20 protein-coding genes are annotated in these 18,041 nt (G+C 56.6%); 17 read left to right on the forward strand and 3 right to left on the reverse strand.

From position 1 onward, the window contains the following. The first annotated feature begins 33 nt into the window (after positions 1-33). From eutM to eutR, 12 genes are all read left to right on the forward strand, one after another. Positions 34-324 carry an ethanolamine utilization microcompartment protein EutM gene (eutM, locus tag ACLJTG_RS17360; RefSeq protein WP_000387716.1) on the forward strand — a complete coding sequence of 97 codons (291 nt, stop codon included), beginning with the start codon at positions 34-36 and terminating at the stop codon, positions 322-324. A gap of 112 nt (positions 325-436) precedes the next feature. Then, complete coding sequence (gene eutN / locus ACLJTG_RS17365) at positions 437-724, forward strand: ethanolamine utilization microcompartment protein EutN (protein ID WP_001522340.1); 288 nt, start codon at positions 437-439, stop codon at positions 722-724. Between the two features lie 11 nt (positions 725-735). After that, a complete protein-coding gene (locus ACLJTG_RS17370; RefSeq protein ID WP_079951376.1) occupies positions 736-2,139 on the forward strand; it encodes an aldehyde dehydrogenase family protein in 1,404 nt (467 codons plus the stop codon). 10 nt (positions 2,140-2,149) lie between these two features. Continuing rightward, on the forward strand, positions 2,150-2,989 hold the full coding sequence (eutJ, locus tag ACLJTG_RS17375; protein WP_000929675.1) for an ethanolamine utilization protein EutJ: 840 nt from the start codon (positions 2,150-2,152) through the stop codon (positions 2,987-2,989). Continuing rightward, on the forward strand, positions 2,979-4,166 hold the full coding sequence (eutG, locus tag ACLJTG_RS17380) for an ethanolamine utilization ethanol dehydrogenase EutG (RefSeq protein WP_001147514.1): 1,188 nt from the start codon (positions 2,979-2,981) through the stop codon (positions 4,164-4,166). Before eutJ ends, eutG begins: the two co-directional genes overlap by 11 nt. Positions 4,167-4,285: 119 nt before the next feature. Further along, entirely contained in the window at positions 4,286-5,512 is a 1,227-nt protein-coding gene (eutH, locus tag ACLJTG_RS17385; RefSeq protein ID WP_000512357.1) for an ethanolamine utilization protein EutH, read from the forward strand. After that, positions 5,509-6,912 (forward strand): ethanolamine ammonia-lyase reactivating factor EutA, encoded by a 1,404-nt coding sequence (gene eutA, locus ACLJTG_RS17390; RefSeq protein ID WP_079951375.1) that lies wholly within the window; start codon positions 5,509-5,511, stop codon positions 6,910-6,912. Before eutH ends, eutA begins: the two co-directional genes overlap by 4 nt. A gap of 11 nt (positions 6,913-6,923) precedes the next feature. Beyond that, entirely contained in the window at positions 6,924-8,285 is a 1,362-nt protein-coding gene (gene eutB, locus ACLJTG_RS17395) for an ethanolamine ammonia-lyase subunit alpha (protein ID WP_000769990.1), read from the forward strand. Between the two features lie 18 nt (positions 8,286-8,303). Continuing rightward, entirely contained in the window at positions 8,304-9,200 is an 897-nt protein-coding gene (eutC, locus tag ACLJTG_RS17400; protein ID WP_000372354.1) for an ethanolamine ammonia-lyase subunit EutC, read from the forward strand. A gap of 9 nt (positions 9,201-9,209) precedes the next feature. After that, complete coding sequence (eutL, locus tag ACLJTG_RS17405) at positions 9,210-9,869, forward strand: ethanolamine utilization microcompartment protein EutL (protein WP_001111056.1); 660 nt, start codon at positions 9,210-9,212, stop codon at positions 9,867-9,869. Between the two features lie 12 nt (positions 9,870-9,881). Beyond that, complete coding sequence (gene eutK / locus ACLJTG_RS17410; RefSeq protein WP_000606271.1) at positions 9,882-10,376, forward strand: ethanolamine utilization microcompartment protein EutK; 495 nt, start codon at positions 9,882-9,884, stop codon at positions 10,374-10,376. Positions 10,377-10,423: 47 nt separating this feature from the next. Continuing rightward, the gene (gene eutR, locus ACLJTG_RS17415) at positions 10,424-11,476 is read left to right on the forward strand and encodes an HTH-type transcriptional regulator EutR (protein ID WP_000753665.1); all 1,053 of its coding nucleotides are present in this window, start codon (positions 10,424-10,426) and stop codon (positions 11,474-11,476) included. 261 nt (positions 11,477-11,737) lie between these two features. Here eutR and ACLJTG_RS17420 read toward each other — a convergent pair whose 3' ends face one another. From ACLJTG_RS17420 to amiA, 3 genes are read right to left on the reverse strand one after another with little or no spacing between them, the layout of a single operon-like run. Then, entirely contained in the window at positions 11,738-12,409 is a 672-nt protein-coding gene (locus ACLJTG_RS17420) for a hypothetical protein (RefSeq protein WP_000994057.1), read from the reverse strand. Between the two features lie 26 nt (positions 12,410-12,435). Next, positions 12,436-13,335, reverse strand: a complete 900-nt coding sequence (gene hemF, locus ACLJTG_RS17425) for an oxygen-dependent coproporphyrinogen oxidase (RefSeq protein WP_198898330.1) — start codon at positions 13,333-13,335, stop codon at positions 12,436-12,438. Positions 13,336-13,337: 2 nt separating this feature from the next. Further along, the gene (amiA, locus tag ACLJTG_RS17430) at positions 13,338-14,207 is read right to left on the reverse strand and encodes an N-acetylmuramoyl-L-alanine amidase AmiA (protein WP_000102880.1); all 870 of its coding nucleotides are present in this window, start codon (positions 14,205-14,207) and stop codon (positions 13,338-13,340) included. A gap of 212 nt (positions 14,208-14,419) precedes the next feature. Between amiA and ACLJTG_RS17435 the strand changes: the two genes are divergently transcribed. From ACLJTG_RS17435 to ucpA, 5 genes are all read left to right on the forward strand, one after another. Beyond that, positions 14,420-14,845 carry a GNAT family acetyltransferase gene (locus tag ACLJTG_RS17435; RefSeq protein ID WP_000406008.1) on the forward strand — a complete coding sequence of 142 codons (426 nt, stop codon included), beginning with the start codon at positions 14,420-14,422 and terminating at the stop codon, positions 14,843-14,845. Then, positions 14,832-15,281, forward strand: coding sequence for a DUF2919 domain-containing protein (locus ACLJTG_RS17440; RefSeq protein WP_079951374.1), 450 nt, complete (start codon positions 14,832-14,834; stop codon positions 15,279-15,281). The genes ACLJTG_RS17435 and ACLJTG_RS17440 overlap by 14 nt, the downstream gene beginning before the upstream one ends. 61 nt (positions 15,282-15,342) lie before the next feature. Then, the gene (locus tag ACLJTG_RS17445) at positions 15,343-15,918 is read left to right on the forward strand and encodes an RpoE-regulated lipoprotein (RefSeq protein ID WP_000838971.1); all 576 of its coding nucleotides are present in this window, start codon (positions 15,343-15,345) and stop codon (positions 15,916-15,918) included. Between the two features lie 94 nt (positions 15,919-16,012). After that, positions 16,013-16,912 carry a porphyrinogen peroxidase gene (gene yfeX, locus ACLJTG_RS17450; protein WP_000084583.1) on the forward strand — a complete coding sequence of 300 codons (900 nt, stop codon included), beginning with the start codon at positions 16,013-16,015 and terminating at the stop codon, positions 16,910-16,912. A 237-nt stretch (positions 16,913-17,149) separates the two neighbouring features. Continuing rightward, complete coding sequence (ucpA, locus tag ACLJTG_RS17455) at positions 17,150-17,941, forward strand: SDR family oxidoreductase UcpA (protein ID WP_000517460.1); 792 nt, start codon at positions 17,150-17,152, stop codon at positions 17,939-17,941. Positions 17,942-18,041: the final 100 nt, after the last annotated feature.

Consider the following 18,041-nt stretch of genomic DNA (forward strand, 5'->3'; position numbering starts at 1 on the left):
CGTTCTGGACCCCTTTAATGAGAGGAAAACACGATGGAAGCATTAGGAATGATTGAAACCCGGGGCCTGGTTGCGCTGATTGAGGCCTCAGATGCGATGGTAAAAGCCGCACGCGTGAAGCTGGTCGGCGTGAAGCAGATTGGCGGTGGCCTGTGTACGGCTATGGTGCGTGGCGACGTGGCGGCGTGCAAAGCCGCAACCGATGCTGGCGCCGCTGCGGCGCAGCGCATTGGCGAGCTGGTCTCTGTACACGTGATTCCACGCCCGCACGGCGATCTGGAAGAAGTGTTCCCGATCAGCTTCAAAGGCGACAGCAACATTTGATGGTAGGCCGGATAAGACGCGCAGCGTCGCCATCCGGCATGAATGCGCGCCATTGCCTGATGGTGCGCAGATTCAAGGCCTACGACCCAACGGGCAATCCATGGAGGCGGATATGAAACTGGCAGTCGTCACAGGACAAATCGTATGTACCGTCCGCCATCAGGGACTGGCGCATGACAAATTGCTGATGGTGGAAATGATCGATGCCCAGGGCAACCCCGACGGGCAGTGTGCCGTCGCTATCGACAGTATCGGGGCGGGAACCGGAGAGTGGGTACTGCTGGTCAGCGGCAGTTCCGCGCGCCAGGCGCATCGCAGCGAATTATCACCGGTCGATCTGTGCGTCATTGGCATCGTCGATGAAGTGGTGGCTGGCGGGAAAGTGGTTTTCCATAAATAGGACTGAACATCATGAATCAACAGGATATTGAACAGGTGGTGAAAGCGGTGCTGCTGAAAATGAAAGACAGCAGCCAGCCGGCCAGTACTGTTCATGAGATGGGCGTTTTTGCCTCCCTGGATGACGCAGTGGCGGCAGCAAAACGGGCCCAGCAGGGGCTGAAGAGCGTGGCGATGCGCCAGCTTGCCATTCATGCCATTCGCGAAGCGGGCGAAAAACACGCCCGAGAATTAGCGGAACTTGCCGTCAGCGAAACCGGCATGGGACGCGTTGACGATAAATTTGCCAAAAACGTGGCGCAGGCGCGCGGCACGCCGGGCGTCGAGTGTTTATCTCCGCAGGTGCTGACCGGCGATCACGGCCTGACGCTGATTGAAAATGCGCCGTGGGGCGTGGTGGCCTCGGTCACGCCGTCCACCAATCCGGCGGCGACGGTGATTAATAACGCCATCAGCCTGATTGCCGCAGGCAACAGCGTCGTGTTTGCCCCGCATCCGGCGGCGAAAAAGGTCTCTCAGCGGGCAATCACTCTCCTCAATCAGGCGGTGGTCGCCGCCGGTGGCCCGGAAAATTTGCTGGTCACCGTGGCGAACCCGGATATCGAAACCGCCCAGCGGTTGTTCAAATATCCCGGTATTGGCCTGCTGGTGGTGACCGGCGGCGAAGCGGTGGTGGACGCGGCGCGTAAACATACTAATAAACGCCTGATCGCCGCCGGTGCCGGTAATCCCCCGGTGGTGGTGGATGAGACCGCCGACCTGCCGCGCGCTGCACAATCCATCGTCAAAGGCGCGTCGTTTGATAACAACATCATCTGTGCCGACGAAAAAGTGCTGATTGTGGTGGATAGCGTCGCCGACGAGCTGATGCGTCTGATGGAAGGTCAGCACGCGGTGAAACTGACTGCCGCTCAGGCCGAACAGCTCCAGCCGGTGCTGCTGAAGAATATTGATGAGCGCGGCAAAGGCACCGTCAGCCGTGACTGGGTCGGTCGTGACGCGGGCAAAATCGCCGCAGCCATTGGCCTGAACGTCCCGGATCAAACGCGCCTGCTATTTGTGGAAACGCCAGCTAACCATCCGTTTGCCGTCACTGAAATGATGATGCCGGTACTGCCGGTGGTGCGGGTCGCCAACGTCGAAGAAGCCATCGCCCTGGCGGTACAACTTGAAGGCGGTTGCCACCATACGGCGGCGATGCACTCGCGCAATATCGACAACATGAACCAGATGGCGAACGCCATCGACACCAGCATTTTCGTCAAAAACGGGCCGTGCATTGCCGGGCTTGGATTGGGCGGAGAAGGCTGGACCACCATGACTATCACTACGCCAACCGGCGAAGGCGTGACCAGCGCGCGTACCTTTGTGCGGCTGCGTCGATGCGTGCTGGTGGATGCGTTTCGCATTGTATAAGGGATGACTCATGGCGCACGACGAACAACTCTGGCTCACCCCAAGACTGCAAAAAGCGGCGGCCCTGTGTAACCAGACGCCCGCCGCCAGCGACACACCACTGTGGCTGGGCGTCGATTTGGGCACCTGCGACGTGGTGTCGATGGTGGTCGACGGCAACGCCCAGCCGGTGGCGGTGTGCCTTGACTGGGCCGACGTTGTGCGTGACGGCATCGTCTGGGATTTCTTCGGCGCCGTCACCCTCGTGCGCCGTCATCTCGACACCCTTGAACAGCAGCTTGGCTGCCGCTTTACCCACGCGGCGACCTCGTTCCCGCCGGGCACCGACCCGCGTATTTCGATCAACGTGCTGGAGTCTGCTGGGTTAGAAGTCAGCCACGTACTGGATGAACCGACGGCGGTGGCGGATCTGCTGGCACTTGATAATGCAGGCGTGGTGGATATTGGCGGCGGCACTACCGGCATTGCCATCGTCAAACAGGGCAAGGTGACTTACTCCGCCGATGAAGCCACTGGCGGGCACCATATCTCCCTGACGCTGGCGGGCAACCGCCGTATTCCCCTGGAAGAGGCGGAACAGTACAAGCGCAGCAATGCCCAGGAGATTTGGCCGGTAGTGAAGCCGGTGTACGAAAAAATGGCGGAAATCGTTGCTCGCCACATTGAAGGGCAAGGAATTGCTGATTTATGGCTGGCGGGCGGCTCCTGTATGCAGCCGGGCGTGGAGGCGTTATTTCGCCAGCGTTTCCCGGAGTTACAGGTGCATTTGCCGCAGCACAGCCTGTTTATGACCCCGCTGGCGATAGCCAACAGCGGGAGAGCGAAAGCGGAGGGACTCTATGCAAGCTGAACTACAGACGGCGCTGTTTCAGGCATTCGACACCCTGAATCTGCAACGGGTGAAAACGTTCAGCGTACCGCCGGTCACGCTGTGCGGACTTGGGGCGCTCGGCGCCTGTGGACAGGAGGCGCAAGCGCGGGGCGTAAGCCATTTGTTTGTGATGGTCGACAGCTTTCTGCATCAGGCGGGAATGACCGCGCCGCTGGTACGCAGCCTGGCGATGAAAGGCGTGGCGATGACGGTCTGGCCGTGTCCGCCTGGCGAGCCGTGCATCACCGACGTTTGCGCGGCGGTGGCGCAACTGCGTGAGGCGGCGTGCGACGGCGTAGTGGCCTTTGGCGGCGGTTCGGTGCTGGACGCGGCGAAAGCGGTCGCCCTGCTGGTGACTAACCCTGATCAGACGCTGAGCGCCATGACCGAGCGCAGTACATTACGCCCGCGTCTGCCGCTGATTGCGGTGCCGACCACCGCCGGAACCGGTTCTGAAACCACCAACGTGACGGTGATTATCGACGCGGTCAGCGGGCGCAAGCAGGTGCTGGCGCACGCGTCACTAATGCCGGACGTGGCGATTCTTGATGCTGCCGTGACCGAAGGCGTTCCGCCAAACGTGACGGCGATGACCGGTATCGATGCGTTGACGCATGCGATTGAGGCCTACAGCGCGCTCAACGCCACGCCGTTTACCGACAGCCTGGCGATTGGCGCGATAGCGATGATTGGCAAATCGCTGCCGAAAGCCGTGGGTTACGGCCACGATCTGGCGGCGCGTGAAAATATGTTGCTGGCCTCCTGTATGGCGGGAATGGCCTTTTCCAGCGCCGGTTTGGGGCTGTGTCATGCGATGGCGCACCAGCCTGGGGCGGCGCTGCATATTCCGCACGGCCAGGCCAACGCCATGCTGCTGCCAACAGTCATGGGCTTTAACCGGATGGTTTGCCGCGAGCGCTTCAGTCAAATCGGTCGGGCGTTAACCAATAAGAAATCGGACGATCGCGATGCGATTGCGGCGGTGAGCGAGCTGATTGCCGAAGTGGGGCAGAGCAAACGGCTGGCTGATGCTGGCGCCAAACCCGAACACTACAGCGCGTGGGCGCAAGCCGCGCTGGAGGATATTTGTCTGCGCAGTAACCCACGCACCGCCACACAGGCACAGATTATCGACCTGTACGCGGCTGCCGGGTAATGCCTGTAGGCCGGATAAGGTGCTCGCACCGCCATCCGGCAATAACACGGCGTTAATGCCGGAGGTGACGTAAACGTCTTATCCGGCTTACAAATCAAAAATGACAGGGAGTAGGGGCTATGGGAATTAACGAAATCATCATGTACATCATGATGTTCTTTATGCTGATTGCCGCCGTGGACAGGATCCTGTCGCAGTTCGGCGGGTCGGCGCGCTTCCTCGGTAAATTCGGCAAGAGTATCGAGGGGTCTGGCGGCCAGTTTGAAGAGGGCTTTATGGCGATGGGCGCGCTGGGGCTGGCGATGGTCGGTATGACCGCGCTGGCGCCGGTGCTGGCGCATGTACTGGGGCCGGTTATTATCCCGGTATACGAAATGCTGGGCGCGAACCCATCCATGTTCGCGGGTACGTTGCTGGCCTGTGATATGGGCGGATTCTTCCTCGCCAAAGAGCTGGCCGGCGGTGATGTCGCGGCGTGGCTATACTCAGGGTTAATACTTGGGTCGATGATGGGGCCGACCATTGTGTTCTCCATTCCGGTGGCGCTCGGCATTATCGAACCGTCTGACCGCCGCTACCTGGCGCTTGGCGTACTCGCGGGTATCGTCACCATTCCCATTGGCTGCATTGCGGGGGGATTGATCGCCATGTACTCAGGCGTGCAGATCAATGGTCAGCCAGTGGAGTTTACCTTCGCGCTGATCCTGATGAACATGATCCCGGTATTGATTGTCGCGGTGCTGGTAGCGCTGGGGTTGAAGTTCATCCCGGAAAAAATGATCAACGGTTTCCAGATTTTCGCCAAATTTCTGGTGGCGCTGATCACCATCGGTCTGGCGGCTGCGGTGATTAAATTCCTGTTGGGCTGGGAGTTGATTCCGGGGCTCGACCCGATCTTTATGGCGCCAGGCGACAAACCCGGCGAAGTGATGCGCGCCATTGAAGTGATCGGCTCTATCTCCTGCGTGCTGCTCGGCGCGTATCCGATGGTGCTGTTACTGACCCGCTGGTTTGAAAAACCGTTGATGAATGTCGGTAAGCTGCTGAACGTAAATAATATTGCGGCGGCAGGCATGGTAGCGACCCTGGCGAACAATATCCCGATGTTCGGCATGATGAAGCAGATGGATACCCGTGGCAAAGTGATTAACTGCGCATTTGCCGTCTCTGCGGCGTTCGCGCTGGGCGACCATTTAGGCTTCGCCGCCGCCAACATGAACGCCATGATCTTCCCGATGATTGTCGGCAAGCTGATCGGCGGCGTGACGGCGATTGGCGTGGCGATGATGCTGGTGCCGAAAGATGACGCCGCCCAGGTGAAAACCGAAGCGGAGGCGCAATCGTGAACACTCGCCAGCTACTGAGCGTCGGTATCGATATCGGCACCACCACCACGCAGGTGATCTTCTCGCGCCTGGAGTTGGTTAACCGTGCGGCGGTGTCGCAGGTGCCGCGCTACGAATTCATCAAACGCGACATTAGCTGGCAAAGCCCGGTCTTCTTTACGCCCGTGGATAAGCAGGGCGGTCTGAAAGAGGCCGAACTTAAAGCGCTGATTCTGGCCCAGTATCAGGCCGCAGGCATCGCGCCTGAATCGGTGGACTCAGGGGCTATCATTATCACCGGCGAAAGCGCCAAAACCCGCAACGCCCGTCCGGCGGTCATGACGCTCTCGCAGTCGCTGGGCGACTTTGTGGTCGCCAGCGCCGGGCCGCATCTGGAATCGGTCATTGCCGGTTACGGCGCCGGAGCGCAAAGCTTGTCTGAGCAGCGGATGTGCCGGGTGCTGAATATTGATATCGGCGGCGGCACGTCTAACTACGCGCTGTTTGACGCGGGAAAAGTCAGCGGTACCGCTTGCCTTAACGTCGGTGGTCGCCTGCTGGAAACCGACGCTCAGGGGCGCGTGGTTTATGCCCATCAGCCGGGGCAGATGATTATCGATGAGGTGTTCGGTTCGGGTACTGATGCTCGCGCCTTAGCTGCCGCACAGTTGGGGCAGGTGGCGCGGCGGATGGCGGATCTCATCGTCGAGGTTATCACTGGCGCGCTCTCGCCGCTGGCGCAATCGCTGATGCAAACCGGGCTGCTGCCCGCCGATATTACGCCGGAGGTGATCACCCTTTCCGGTGGGGTAGGTGAATGCTACCGCAACCAACCTGCCGATCCGTTCTGCTTTTCTGATATCGGGCCGCTGCTGGCGACCGCGCTGCATGAGCACCCGCGTCTGCGCGAGATGAACGTGCAGTTTCCGGCGCAAACCGTGCGCGCCACGGTGATTGGCGCGGGGGCCCATACGCTGTCGCTTTCCGGCAGTACTATCTGGCTGGAAGACGTCCAACTGCCGCTGCGCAACCTGCCGGTGGCGATCCCGCAGGATGACGCCGATCTGGTGAACGCCTGGCGGCAGGCGCTTCTCCAGCTTGATCTCGACCCGCAAACCGACGCTTACGTGCTGGCGCTTCCCGCCACGCTTCCGGTGCGTTACGCCGCATTACTCACGGTCATCAACGCGCTGACGGCTTTTGTCGCGCGTTATCCCAATTCACATCCCCTGCTGGTGGTGGCCGAGCAGGATTTTGGTAAAGCGCTGGGCATGTTATTGCGCCCACAGTTACCGCAACTTCCGCTGGCGGTCATCGATGAGGTGGTCGTGCGGGCGGGAGACTATATCGACATTGGTACGCCTCTTTTTGGCGGATCGGTTGTGCCGGTGACGGTGAAATCACTCGCATTTCCTTCCTGAGGGAACGACTTATGAAACTAAAGACCACATTGTTCGGCAATGTTTATCAGTTTAAGGATGTAAAAGAGGTACTGGCTAAAGCCAACGAACTGCGTTCGGGGGATGTGCTGGCCGGGGTTGCCGCGGCAAGTTCGCAGGAGCGCGTAGCGGCAAAACAGGTACTGTCGGAAATGACGGTGGCGGATATCCGCAACAATCCGGTGATTGCCTATGAAGAGGACTGCGTGACGCGCCTGATTCAGGATGACGTCAACGAAACGGCCTATAACCGGATTAAAAACTGGAGCATCAGCGAACTGCGTGAATACGTGCTGAGCGATGAAACCTCCGTGGACGACATCGCGTTTACCCGCAAAGGGCTGACCTCCGAAGTGGTGGCGGCAGTGGCGAAAATCTGCTCCAACGCCGACCTGATCTACGGCGGTAAGAAAATGCCGGTGATCAAAAAAGCCAATACCACCATCGGTATTCCGGGCACCTTTAGCTGCCGTTTGCAGCCGAACGATACCCGTGACGATGTACAGAGTATCGCCGCGCAAATCTACGAAGGGCTTTCTTTCGGCGCAGGCGATGCGGTGATCGGCGTTAACCCGGTGACCGATGACGTGGAGAACCTGACCCGCGTGCTCGACACCGTTTACGGCGTTATCGATAAATTCAATATTCCGACCCAGGGCTGCGTGCTGGCGCACGTCACCACCCAGATTGAGGCGATTCGTCGCGGCGCGCCGGGCGGACTGATTTTCCAGAGCATTTGCGGCAGCGAGAAGGGCTTAAAAGAGTTCGGCGTCGAGCTGGCTATGCTCGACGAAGCGCGGGCTGTGGGGGCGGAGTTCAACCGCATCGCCGGGGAAAACTGCCTGTACTTTGAAACCGGACAGGGCTCGGCGCTGTCGGCTGGCGCGAACTTTGGTGCCGACCAGGTGACGATGGAAGCGCGTAACTACGGGCTGGCTCGCCACTACGATCCGTTCCTGGTGAACACCGTGGTGGGCTTTATCGGGCCGGAGTATCTCTACAACGACAGGCAGATTATCCGCGCCGGTCTCGAAGATCACTTTATGGGCAAGCTGAGCGGCATCTCAATGGGCTGCGACTGCTGCTATACCAACCATGCCGACGCCGACCAGAACCTTAACGAAAACCTGATGATTCTGCTCGCCACTGCCGGCTGTAACTACATCATGGGGATGCCGCTCGGCGACGACATCATGCTCAACTACCAGACTACCGCTTTCCACGATACCGCCACCGTCCGTCAGTTGCTGAATTTACGGCCGTCGCCGGAGTTTGAACGCTGGCTGGAAACGATGGGCATTATGGCAAACGGTCGTCTGACCAAACGGGCGGGCGATCCGTCACTGTTCTTCTGATGACGCGGGGATAACACCATGGATCAAAAACAGATTGAAGAAATTGTACGTAGCGTGATGGCGTCAATGGGACAGGACGTACCGCAGCCCGTCGCGCCGTCAACGCAGGAAGGCGCAAAGCCGCAGTGCGCCGCGCCGACGGTGACCGAAAGCTGCGCGCTGGATTTAGGTTCCGCAGAGGCAAAAGCCTGGATTGGCGTCGAGAATCCGCATCGTGCGGACGTGCTGACCGAACTGCGTCGCAGTACTGCGGCACGCGTCTGTACGGGTCGTGCCGGGCCGCGTCCGCGCACCCAGGCGCTGTTGCGCTTCCTGGCGGATCACTCCCGTTCGAAAGATACCGTGCTCAAAGAAGTGCCGGAAGAGTGGGTAAAAGCGCAAGGGCTGCTGGAAGTGCGTTCGGAGATCAGCGACAAAAACCTGTACCTGACGCGCCCGGATATGGGGCGTCGCCTGAGCCCGGAAGCCATTGACGCGCTGAAGTCACAGTGCGTGATGAACCCGGATGTGCAGGTAGTGGTCTCCGATGGCCTCTCTACGGATGCGATCACCGCCAACTATGAAGAGATCCTGCCGCCGTTGCTTGCCGGTCTGAAGCAGGCCGGGCTGAACGTCGGCACGCCGTTCTTTGTGCGCTATGGCCGCGTGAAGATTGAAGATCAGATTGGCGAAATTCTCGGCGCGAAGGTCGTCATCCTGCTGGTAGGCGAACGTCCGGGGCTGGGGCAGTCGGAAAGCCTTTCCTGCTACGCGGTCTATTCCCCGCGCGTGGCGACCACCGTCGAGGCCGACAGAACCTGTATTTCAAACATTCATCAGGGGGGGACGCCGCCAGTAGAAGCTGCCGCCGTGATTGTGGATTTGGCCAAACGGATGCTGGAGCAGAAAGCGTCCGGCATCAACATGACCCGTTAAGGAGACATCATGCCTGCATTAGATTTAATTCGACCTTCAGTGACTGCCATGCGCGTGATTGCCTCCGTGAATGACGGCTTTGCGCGGGAACTTAAATTACCGCCACATATACGTAGTCTCGGACTCATCACGGCAGATTCTGATGATGTGACCTATATTGCCGCTGACGAAGCGACAAAACAGGCGATGGTGGAAGTGGTCTATGGCCGCTCCCTCTATGCCGGGGCGGCTCACGGGCCGTCGCCTACCGCTGGTGAGGTGTTGATTATGCTGGGCGGACCGAACCCGGCGGAAGTGCGCGCCGGTCTGGATGCAATGGTCGCCAGCATTGAAAACGGCGCGGCGTTCCAGTGGGCGAACGATGCGGAAAATACCGCGTTCCTGGCGCATGTGGTTTCGCGTACCGGCTCGTACCTCTCGTCTACCGCAGGTATTGCGCTGGGCGATCCAATGGCCTACCTGGTGGCGCCGCCGCTGGAAGCGACATTCGGCATTGACGCGGCGATGAAATCCGCTGACGTTCAGCTGGTGACTTACGTGCCGCCGCCGTCGGAAACCAACTATTCGGCCGCGTTCTTAACGGGAAGCCAGGCCGCGTGTAAAGCCGCCTGCAACGCCTTTACCGACGCCGTGCTGGATATCGCCCGTAACCCTGTCCAGCGTGCGTAACGGAGGCTGCCAATGATCAATGCCCTGGGATTACTGGAAGTGGACGGAATGGTCGCCGCCGTCGATGCGGCGGATGCCATGCTGAAAGCGGCCAACGTGCGTTTGCTCAGTCATCAAGTGCTCGACCCTGGCAGGCTCACGCTGGTGGTGGAGGGCGATCTGGCGGCGTGTCGTGCGGCGCTGGATGCTGGAAGCGCTGCCGCGCAGCGCACAGGCCGTGTGATTAGTCGCAAAGAAATTGGTCGTCCGGAAGAGGACACCCAGTGGCTGGTTGGCGGGTTTGCGCGTGCGACAACGCCGACTGAGAAAGCGCCCCAGGTACCCGCAACGCCTGAGTTCGCTGAGGCGTTATTGGCGCTGCTGGCATCAGTACGCCAGGGAATGACGGCGGGAGAGGTGGCCGCGCATTTTGGCTGGCCGCTGGAGCAGGCCAGAAACGTGCTGGAACAACTCTTTTCTGACGGAGCGTTGCGTAAACGCAGTAGTCGCTATCGCATCAAAAATTAATCTGTCGGAGGGCCGGGCGTCCTGGCGGGCGTCCGGCATAGAAGATCATGAAAAAGACCCGTACAGCGAATTTGCACCATCTTTATCATGAAGCGTTACCCGAAGACGTTAAACTTACGCCCAGAGTCGAGGTGGACAATGTTCATCAGCGACGGACGACGGATGTCTATGAACATGCTCTGACTATCACCGCCTGGCAGCAGATCTACGATCAGTTACACCCGGGTAAATTTCATGGCGAGTTCACGGAAATCCTGCTTGATGAGATTCAGGTGTTCCGTGAATACACCGGCCTGGCGCTGCGTCAGTCGTGTCTGGTTTGGCCAAACTCTTTCTGGTTTGGTATTCCGGCGACGCGCGGCGAACAGGGATTTATCGGCGCGCAGGGGCTCGGCAGCGCCGAGATTGCCACCCGACCGGGAGGCACCGAGTTTGAACTGAGCACGCCGGATGATTACACCATTCTGGGCGTCGTTATCTCGGAAGATGTTATTTCCCGTCAGGCCACGTTTTTGCATAACCCGGAAAGGGTGCTGCATATGCTACGTAACCAGTTAGCGCTGGAGGTAAAAGAGCAGCATAAGGCGGCGCTGTGGGGCTTTGTGCAGCAGGCGCTGGCCACCTTCAGCGAGAGTCCTGAAACCCTGCATCAACCTGCGGTGCGTAAGGTCTTGAGTGATAATTTGTTGCTGGCGATGGGCACGATGCTGGAAGAGGCGAAGCCGATTCATAGCGCTGAGAGCATCAGCCATCAGGGATATCGTAGGCTACTGTCGCGGGCGCGGGAATATGTGCTGGAAAATATGTCGGAGCCGCTGACGGTGCTCGACTTATGTAATCAGCTACACGTAAGCCGTCGCACGCTGCAAAATGCGTTTCACGCCATTTTGGGCATTGGCCCCAATGCGTGGCTGAAACGTATTCGGCTCAATGCAGTGCGCCGAGAGTTGATTAGCCCATGGTCGCAGAGCGCCACGGTCAAAGATGCCGCGATGCAGTGGGGATTCTGGCATCTGGGGCAATTTGCCACCGATTATCAGCAATTATTTGCCGAAAAACCGTCGTTGACGCTGCATCAACGGATGCGGCAATGGGCTTGATATTGATGGGTAGGCTCTCCGGTTGCTGATAACGTGCGCGTGTCGGGAATTGCCCGGTGGCGGCTGGCGCCTTACCGGGCCTACGGATTCGCTGCCGTCTGTGGTTGGTAGCCCGGACAAGGCGCGCCAGCGCCGCCTCCGGGGAAGCGCGCGCACAACGTGCAAAACAGTTTTGTCATCAGGTCATGAGGATGAGCGTTTATGTTTGCTGATAAGACGTTGCCGTTGTTTGGCTGGAGGGGCAGATAAACCCGTAAAGCATCATAAATTCCCTTCAATCATGATGCTATCATATTGATGCAGAAGCGGTTGTATCCATTCTATAACATATTGAATAAAGGAAGCGTACTCTCCGTTGCTGCGCGCAATTATCAGCCAGTGCGAGATTATTTTCTCGCATTCAGCAAGTGTAAATTCATTCCAGCTTGTGTAATCAAAGGACTTATCCTCATGATTTCGTGGGTATAGCTTATTAATTCCAGCGGCCAGTATCTCAAAATCGGACTCGTAAATCATCAGACAGTCAACACTATAATCCCATCCCCCATCCGGATCTTCTTTATAAGGATAGATAAAACATCCAATTTTACTCTCTGTGCGGCGATGTCTTTTTCGTAGAGTTGTTCGGTGCCCTTTAAGATTAAAATCAAGGTAATAAGGTGGTATTGGGGTATGCAGTGCGGTGGTTATTGCGATCAGGAACTTAGACCACTCTTTATGGTGTATTTCGCGGCTACACCAATAATCGACATCAATATATTTTTCTGACCATCGTAGATCGCAATACTGTTTTTTATGGTTCACGTGGAACGTTGTATCTGTATGGTAATCGTTTATTTGTTGCGTTCCCCAGTATTCGCGAAAAAATTCAGCTAACCTGTTTTTTTGCTCTTCAGGGGATAATGAGGGCGCAGAGATGAGGCGGGCGTTCATTGCTACTTCCTTAATGTCATATGTGTTTAAATCCAGTCGCGTACCTGAATAAACTCGCTCAGCGCCGCTTCCGGGCTACCCGCTTCTGGCTGCCAGTCGTATTCCCAGCGCACCAGCGGCGGCATCGACATCAGGATAGATTCAGTGCGCCCGCCGGTTTGCAGACCAAACAGGGTGCCTCTGTCCCATACCAGATTGAACTCCACGTAGCGACCGCGGCGATAAAGTTGAAAATTACGCTCCCGCTCTCCCCAGCCCATCGCTTTGCGTCGTTCGACAATCGGTAAATACGCCTCGGTGTAGCCGTTACCGACCGCCTGCATAAAAGCAAAACAGTGGTCGAAATCCGGCGTATTCAAATCGTCAAAAAACAGGCCGCCGATACCGCGCTGCTCGTTACGATGCTTGAGGAAAAAGTAGTCGTCGCACCACTTTTTATAGCGCGAATACACATCGTCGCCAAACGGCTGGCACAGGTCGCGGGCGGTGCGGTGCCAGTGAACGGCATCCTCTTCAAAGCCGTAGTAGGGCGTTAAATCGAACCCGCCGCCAAACCACCATACCGGATCGGCGCCCGGTTTTTCGGCAATAAAAAAGCGCACGTTAGCATGGCTGGTGGGAATATACGGATTGTGCGGATGCACCACCAGCGATACGCCCATCGCTTCAAAGCTACGCCCGGCCAGTTCTGGCCGATGCGCGGTGGCGGACGCGGGCATTGCATCGCCGTGAACGTGAGAGAAATTAACGCCCGCCTGTTCGAAAATCCCGCCGTTGCGTAATACCCGGCTGCGTCCGCCGCCGCCCGCTTCGCGTCGCCAGCTATCTTCGACAAAGTTTGCGCCATCCACAGCGGATAACGTTTGGCAAATATCATCCTGCAGGCGTAGCAGAAACTGTTTTACGTGATGTGCATCGGGTTTCATGATTACCGTTTCTTCGTGTGTGCTTTCTGATTATCAAACCAGTGAAAATAACTGATGATGCCGTTGGCGATCGCCGTAGCGATTTTCTGGCGAAACGCCGTCGTGCCCAGCAGGCGTTCTTCTTCCGGATTGGTAATAAACGAGGTTTCGACCAGTACCGACGGAATTGACGGTGATTTTAGCACCACGAAAGCCGCTTGTTCGGTAGTGCGGCTGTGTAATTTATGTATAGGTTTGATTTTCTTGAGAATATGCGAACCCAGCGTCAGACTGTTTTTAATCGTATCGGTTTGCACCAGATCAAACAAAACTTGTTGTAATAGATGATCCCGGTCAGTGGCTTTTTTACCCGCCACTTCGTCCGCGCGGTTTTCACGCTCGGAGAGATACTTCGCCATGGCGCTACTGGCCCCGCGGTTGGAAAGCGCAAAAACGGAAGCGCCCGCCGCTTTCGGGTTGGTAAAACCATCGGCATGAATGGACATAAACAGATCCGCGCCGTGCTTATGGGCGATTTCCACCCGATCGTACAGCGGAATAAAGGTATCCCCTGTCCGGGTTAAACGCGCATCGATTCCGTGATTTCGCAAAATAGCGCGTACGTTTTTGGCAATTGCCAGTACGACGTGTTTTTCCTGAGAACCGTTGCGGCCAATCGCGCCGGTATCGATGCCGCCGTGTCCGGGGTCGAGCATCACCAACCGTTTACTGCCGGTTTTTTTGGTTTTGGGTTTGCTGTGACCATTACTGGTTTTTAGCGTTTCTTCTTTGGCTATTGCGTGCGACATACCTGACAGCGTCAGGGCCGCCAGACCTGTTTTGAGTACCTGGCGGCGCGATGTGAGAGTTTTTAGGAGTTTAAAAGTGCTCATACGGCCTGAGTTGTGAAAATTAAGTTCAAGATGTTATATCGTATCGCGTAATCCGTTACGACGGTTGGTGATGAGAATTGTTTTACTTTTCATTTCAATACGTGACACATCGCCATTATGCCATTTTTTCCGCTACATCGCGTCAGATATTGGCTGAATCAGATGTTTGCGCCATAATCTTGGTTTTTCCACCCGAAAAGGCAACGAATACCATGGAAATACGCGTTTTTCGCCAGGAAGATTTCGAAGAGGTGATTACCCTCTGGGAGCGTTGCGACCTGCTGCGTCCATGGAACGATCCTGAAATGGATATTGAACGCAAGGTGAATCACGATGTCAGCTTGTTCCTCGTTGCGGAAGTTAGCGGCGAAGTCGTCGGTACGGTAATGGGCGGTTATGACGGGCATCGTGGCTCGGCGTATTACCTGGGCGTTCACCCGGAGTTCCGCGGGCGCGGCATTGCGAATGCGTTGCTTAACCGGCTGGAAAAAAAACTCATCGCCCGCGGGTGTCCGAAAATCCAAATTATGGTGCGCGATGATAACGACGTTGTGCTGGGCATGTATGAACGTCTAGGGTATGAGCATTCTGACGCCCTAAGTTTGGGTAAACGCCTGATTGAAGATGAAGAGTACTGAGTTTCATCCAGCCGATTATGATGTAAACGGACGTTTACGCCTGCCGTTTCTGTTCTGGTGCGTACTGCTACTTCAGGCGCGCGCCTGGGTACTCTTTGTCATTGCCGGTTCATCCCGTGGACAGGGTAATACTTTGTTAAACTTTTTTTATCCCGACCATGACAATTTTTGGCTGGGGCTGTTGCCCGGCGTTCCGGCGGTAGTGGCGTTTTTGCTCAGCGGGCGGCGTGAAGCGTTTCCTGGTGTGTGGCGCTGGCTGCGCGGACTCCTGATTCTTGCTCAACTGGTGTCGTTGTGCTGGCTGCCGGTGATGTGGCTGGGTGGCGACCCGGTCAGCGGCGTCGGGCTGGCGCTGCTGCTGGCGGACATCGTCGCGCTGATCTGGCTGTTAACCAATCAACGTTTGCGTGCCTGTTTTTCCTTTGAGAAAGAATAACGGCACTTTTTGGCGAACCCGCACTCCAACCAACGTTAATTAATAAAAGAAAGGAAGTGAGATGAAATCGCTGCGTTTGACTTTACTCGCACTGCCGCTGGCGCTGACCGGCTGCTCGACGCTCTCCTCGGTCAACTGGTCTGCCGCAAATCCATGGAACTGGTTTGGTTCCTCGACAGAAGTCACTGAGCAAGGCGTGGGAGCGCTGACCGCCGCCACGCCGCTGGAGGAGCCGGCTATTGCAGAGGCATTAGATGGCGATTATCGCCTGCGTAGCGGTATGAAAACCGATAACGGCAACGTGGTGCGCTTTTTCGAAGCGATGAAGGGCGACAGCGTCGCGATGGTGATCAACGGCGAGCAGGGAACCGTGAGCCGTATTGATGTGCTGGACAGCGATATCCCAACCGCTGCGGGGGGCAAAATCGGTACGCCGTTTAGCGACCTTTACAGCAAAGCGTTTGGTCACTGCGAGCCGGTTTCCAGCGATAGCCATACCAGCGTCGAATGTAAAGCCGAGGGAAGTCAGCATATTAGCTATGTTTTCTCCGGCGAGTGGAGCGGACCGGAAGGCTTAATGCCTCCTGATGACGTCTTAAAAAACTGGGACGTGCGCAAAATTATCTGGCGTCGTTAATTTGCGCCTGAACAAACCGCTTCGCTTAAAAACAAGGTAAAATAGCCTCCATTAATGCCACGACTGCGTGGCATTCTCATTTTCAGGAGGAATCATGTCTCAGGTTCAAAGTGGCATTTTGCCGGAACATTGCCGTGCGGCAATTTGGATTGAAGCCAATGTGAAAGGCGACCTGGACGCCCTGCGCGCGGCCAGCAGAACATTTGCCGATAAACTGGCGACCTTCGAAGTCAAATTTCCGGACGCCCATCTTGGGGCCGTTGTGGCGTTTGGCAACAATACCTGGCGTGCCCTGAGTGGCGGCGTCGGGGCGGAAGAACTGAAAGATTTTATTCCTTATGGTAAAGGACTGGCGCCAGCCACGCAGTATGACGTGCTGATCCATATCCTTTCCCTGCGCCACGATGTGAATTTTTCTGTTGCTCAGGCGGCGATGGAAGCCTTCGGCGACTGTATCGACGTGAAAGAAGAAGTTCACGGCTTCCGTTGGGTGGAAGAACGCGATCTGAGCGGCTTTGTCGACGGGACAGAGAACCCGGCGGGCGAAGAGACGCGTCGTGAAGTGGCGGTGATCAAAGATGGCGTGGATGCCGGCGGCAGTTATGTGTTCGTGCAGCGTTGGGAACACAATCTCAAGCAACTTAACCGGATGAGTATTCACGATCAGGAGATGATGATCGGGCGTACCAAAGAAGCCAATGAAGAGATTGACGGCGATGCGCGTCCGGCAACATCTCACCTGAGCCGCGTCGATCTCAAAGAAGATGGCAAAGGTCTGAAGATTGTGCGTCAGAGCCTGCCATACGGCACCGCCAGCGGTACTCATGGTCTCTATTTCTGCGCTTACTGCGCACGCCTGCACAATATCGAACAGCAGCTTCTGAGTATGTTCGGCGATACCGACGGTAAACGCGACGCAATGCTGCGCTTCACCAAACCGGTGACTGGCGGCTACTATTTTGCGCCGTCGCTGGATCGCCTGTTAGCGCTATAAGGTAAAACCCTGTCGGATGGCAGCGCAAACGCTTTATTCGACCTACGATTGGTAGGCCTGATAAGCGCAGCGCCATCAGGCAGAACAGCATAAAAATGCCCATCCCCGCCTCCGCGGGGATTTTTTTACCTAATATTTACCTGAATTAGTGAGCTATTCCTCAGCACTTATTTGTTATTACTGTATTTTCAGTGTTAATGGAGTGTAAGACTCCATATTCAAAAGGAGACATTGAAAATGGGTAAACTCACGGGCAAGACAGCATTGATTACGGGCGCATCGCAGGGCATTGGCGAAGGGATCGCTCGCGTATTCGCACGCCACGGCGCGAACTTAATCTTGCTGGATATCTCCGATGAGATTGAAAAACTGGCGGATGAGCTGGGCGGACGCGGGCATCGCTGTACTGCCGTTAAGGCTGACGTCAGAGATTTTGCTTCGGTGCAGGCGGCGGTTGCGCGCGCCAAAGAGACTGAAGGTCGAATTGATATTTTGGTGAATAACGCTGGCGTGTGCCGTCTGGGCAACTTCCTCGATATGAGTGAAGAAGATCGCGATTTCCACATTGATATTAATATTAAAGGTGTCTGGAACGTCACCAAAGCCGTCCTGCCGGAGATGATCAAACGTAAAGATGGCCGCATTGTGATGATGTCTTCCGTCACGGGAGATATGGTGGCGGACCCGGGTGAAACGGCCTATGCGCTGTCAAAAGCCGCCATTGTCGGTTTAACCAAATCGCTGGCGGTAGAGTACGCGCAGTCCGGTATTCGTGTGAATGCCATTTGCCCCGGTTATGTAAGAACGCCGATGGCGGAAAGCATTGCCCGTCAGTCTAACCCTGACGATCCGGAATCGGTATTAACGGAAATGGCAAAAGCCATTCCGCTACGCCGTCTTGCCGATCCGCTGGAAGTAGGGGAACTGGCGGCATTTCTGGCTTCCGATGAGTCCAGCTATCTTACCGGAACGCAAAACGTCATTGATGGCGGCAGTACCCTGCCTGAAAGCGTAAGCGTAGGCGTCTGATTGATGCCGGTCTCCTCCCCGCGCCGCGTGGGGAGGGATTCTCTTATTCCCTTTTCAACTTTCAAATCATCAAACGGTATATAAAACCGTTACTCCTTTA

The sequence above is a fragment of the Salmonella sp. SAL00672 genome (assembly GCF_046552175.1).
Classification (GTDB): domain Bacteria; phylum Pseudomonadota; class Gammaproteobacteria; order Enterobacterales; family Enterobacteriaceae; genus Salmonella; species Salmonella enterica.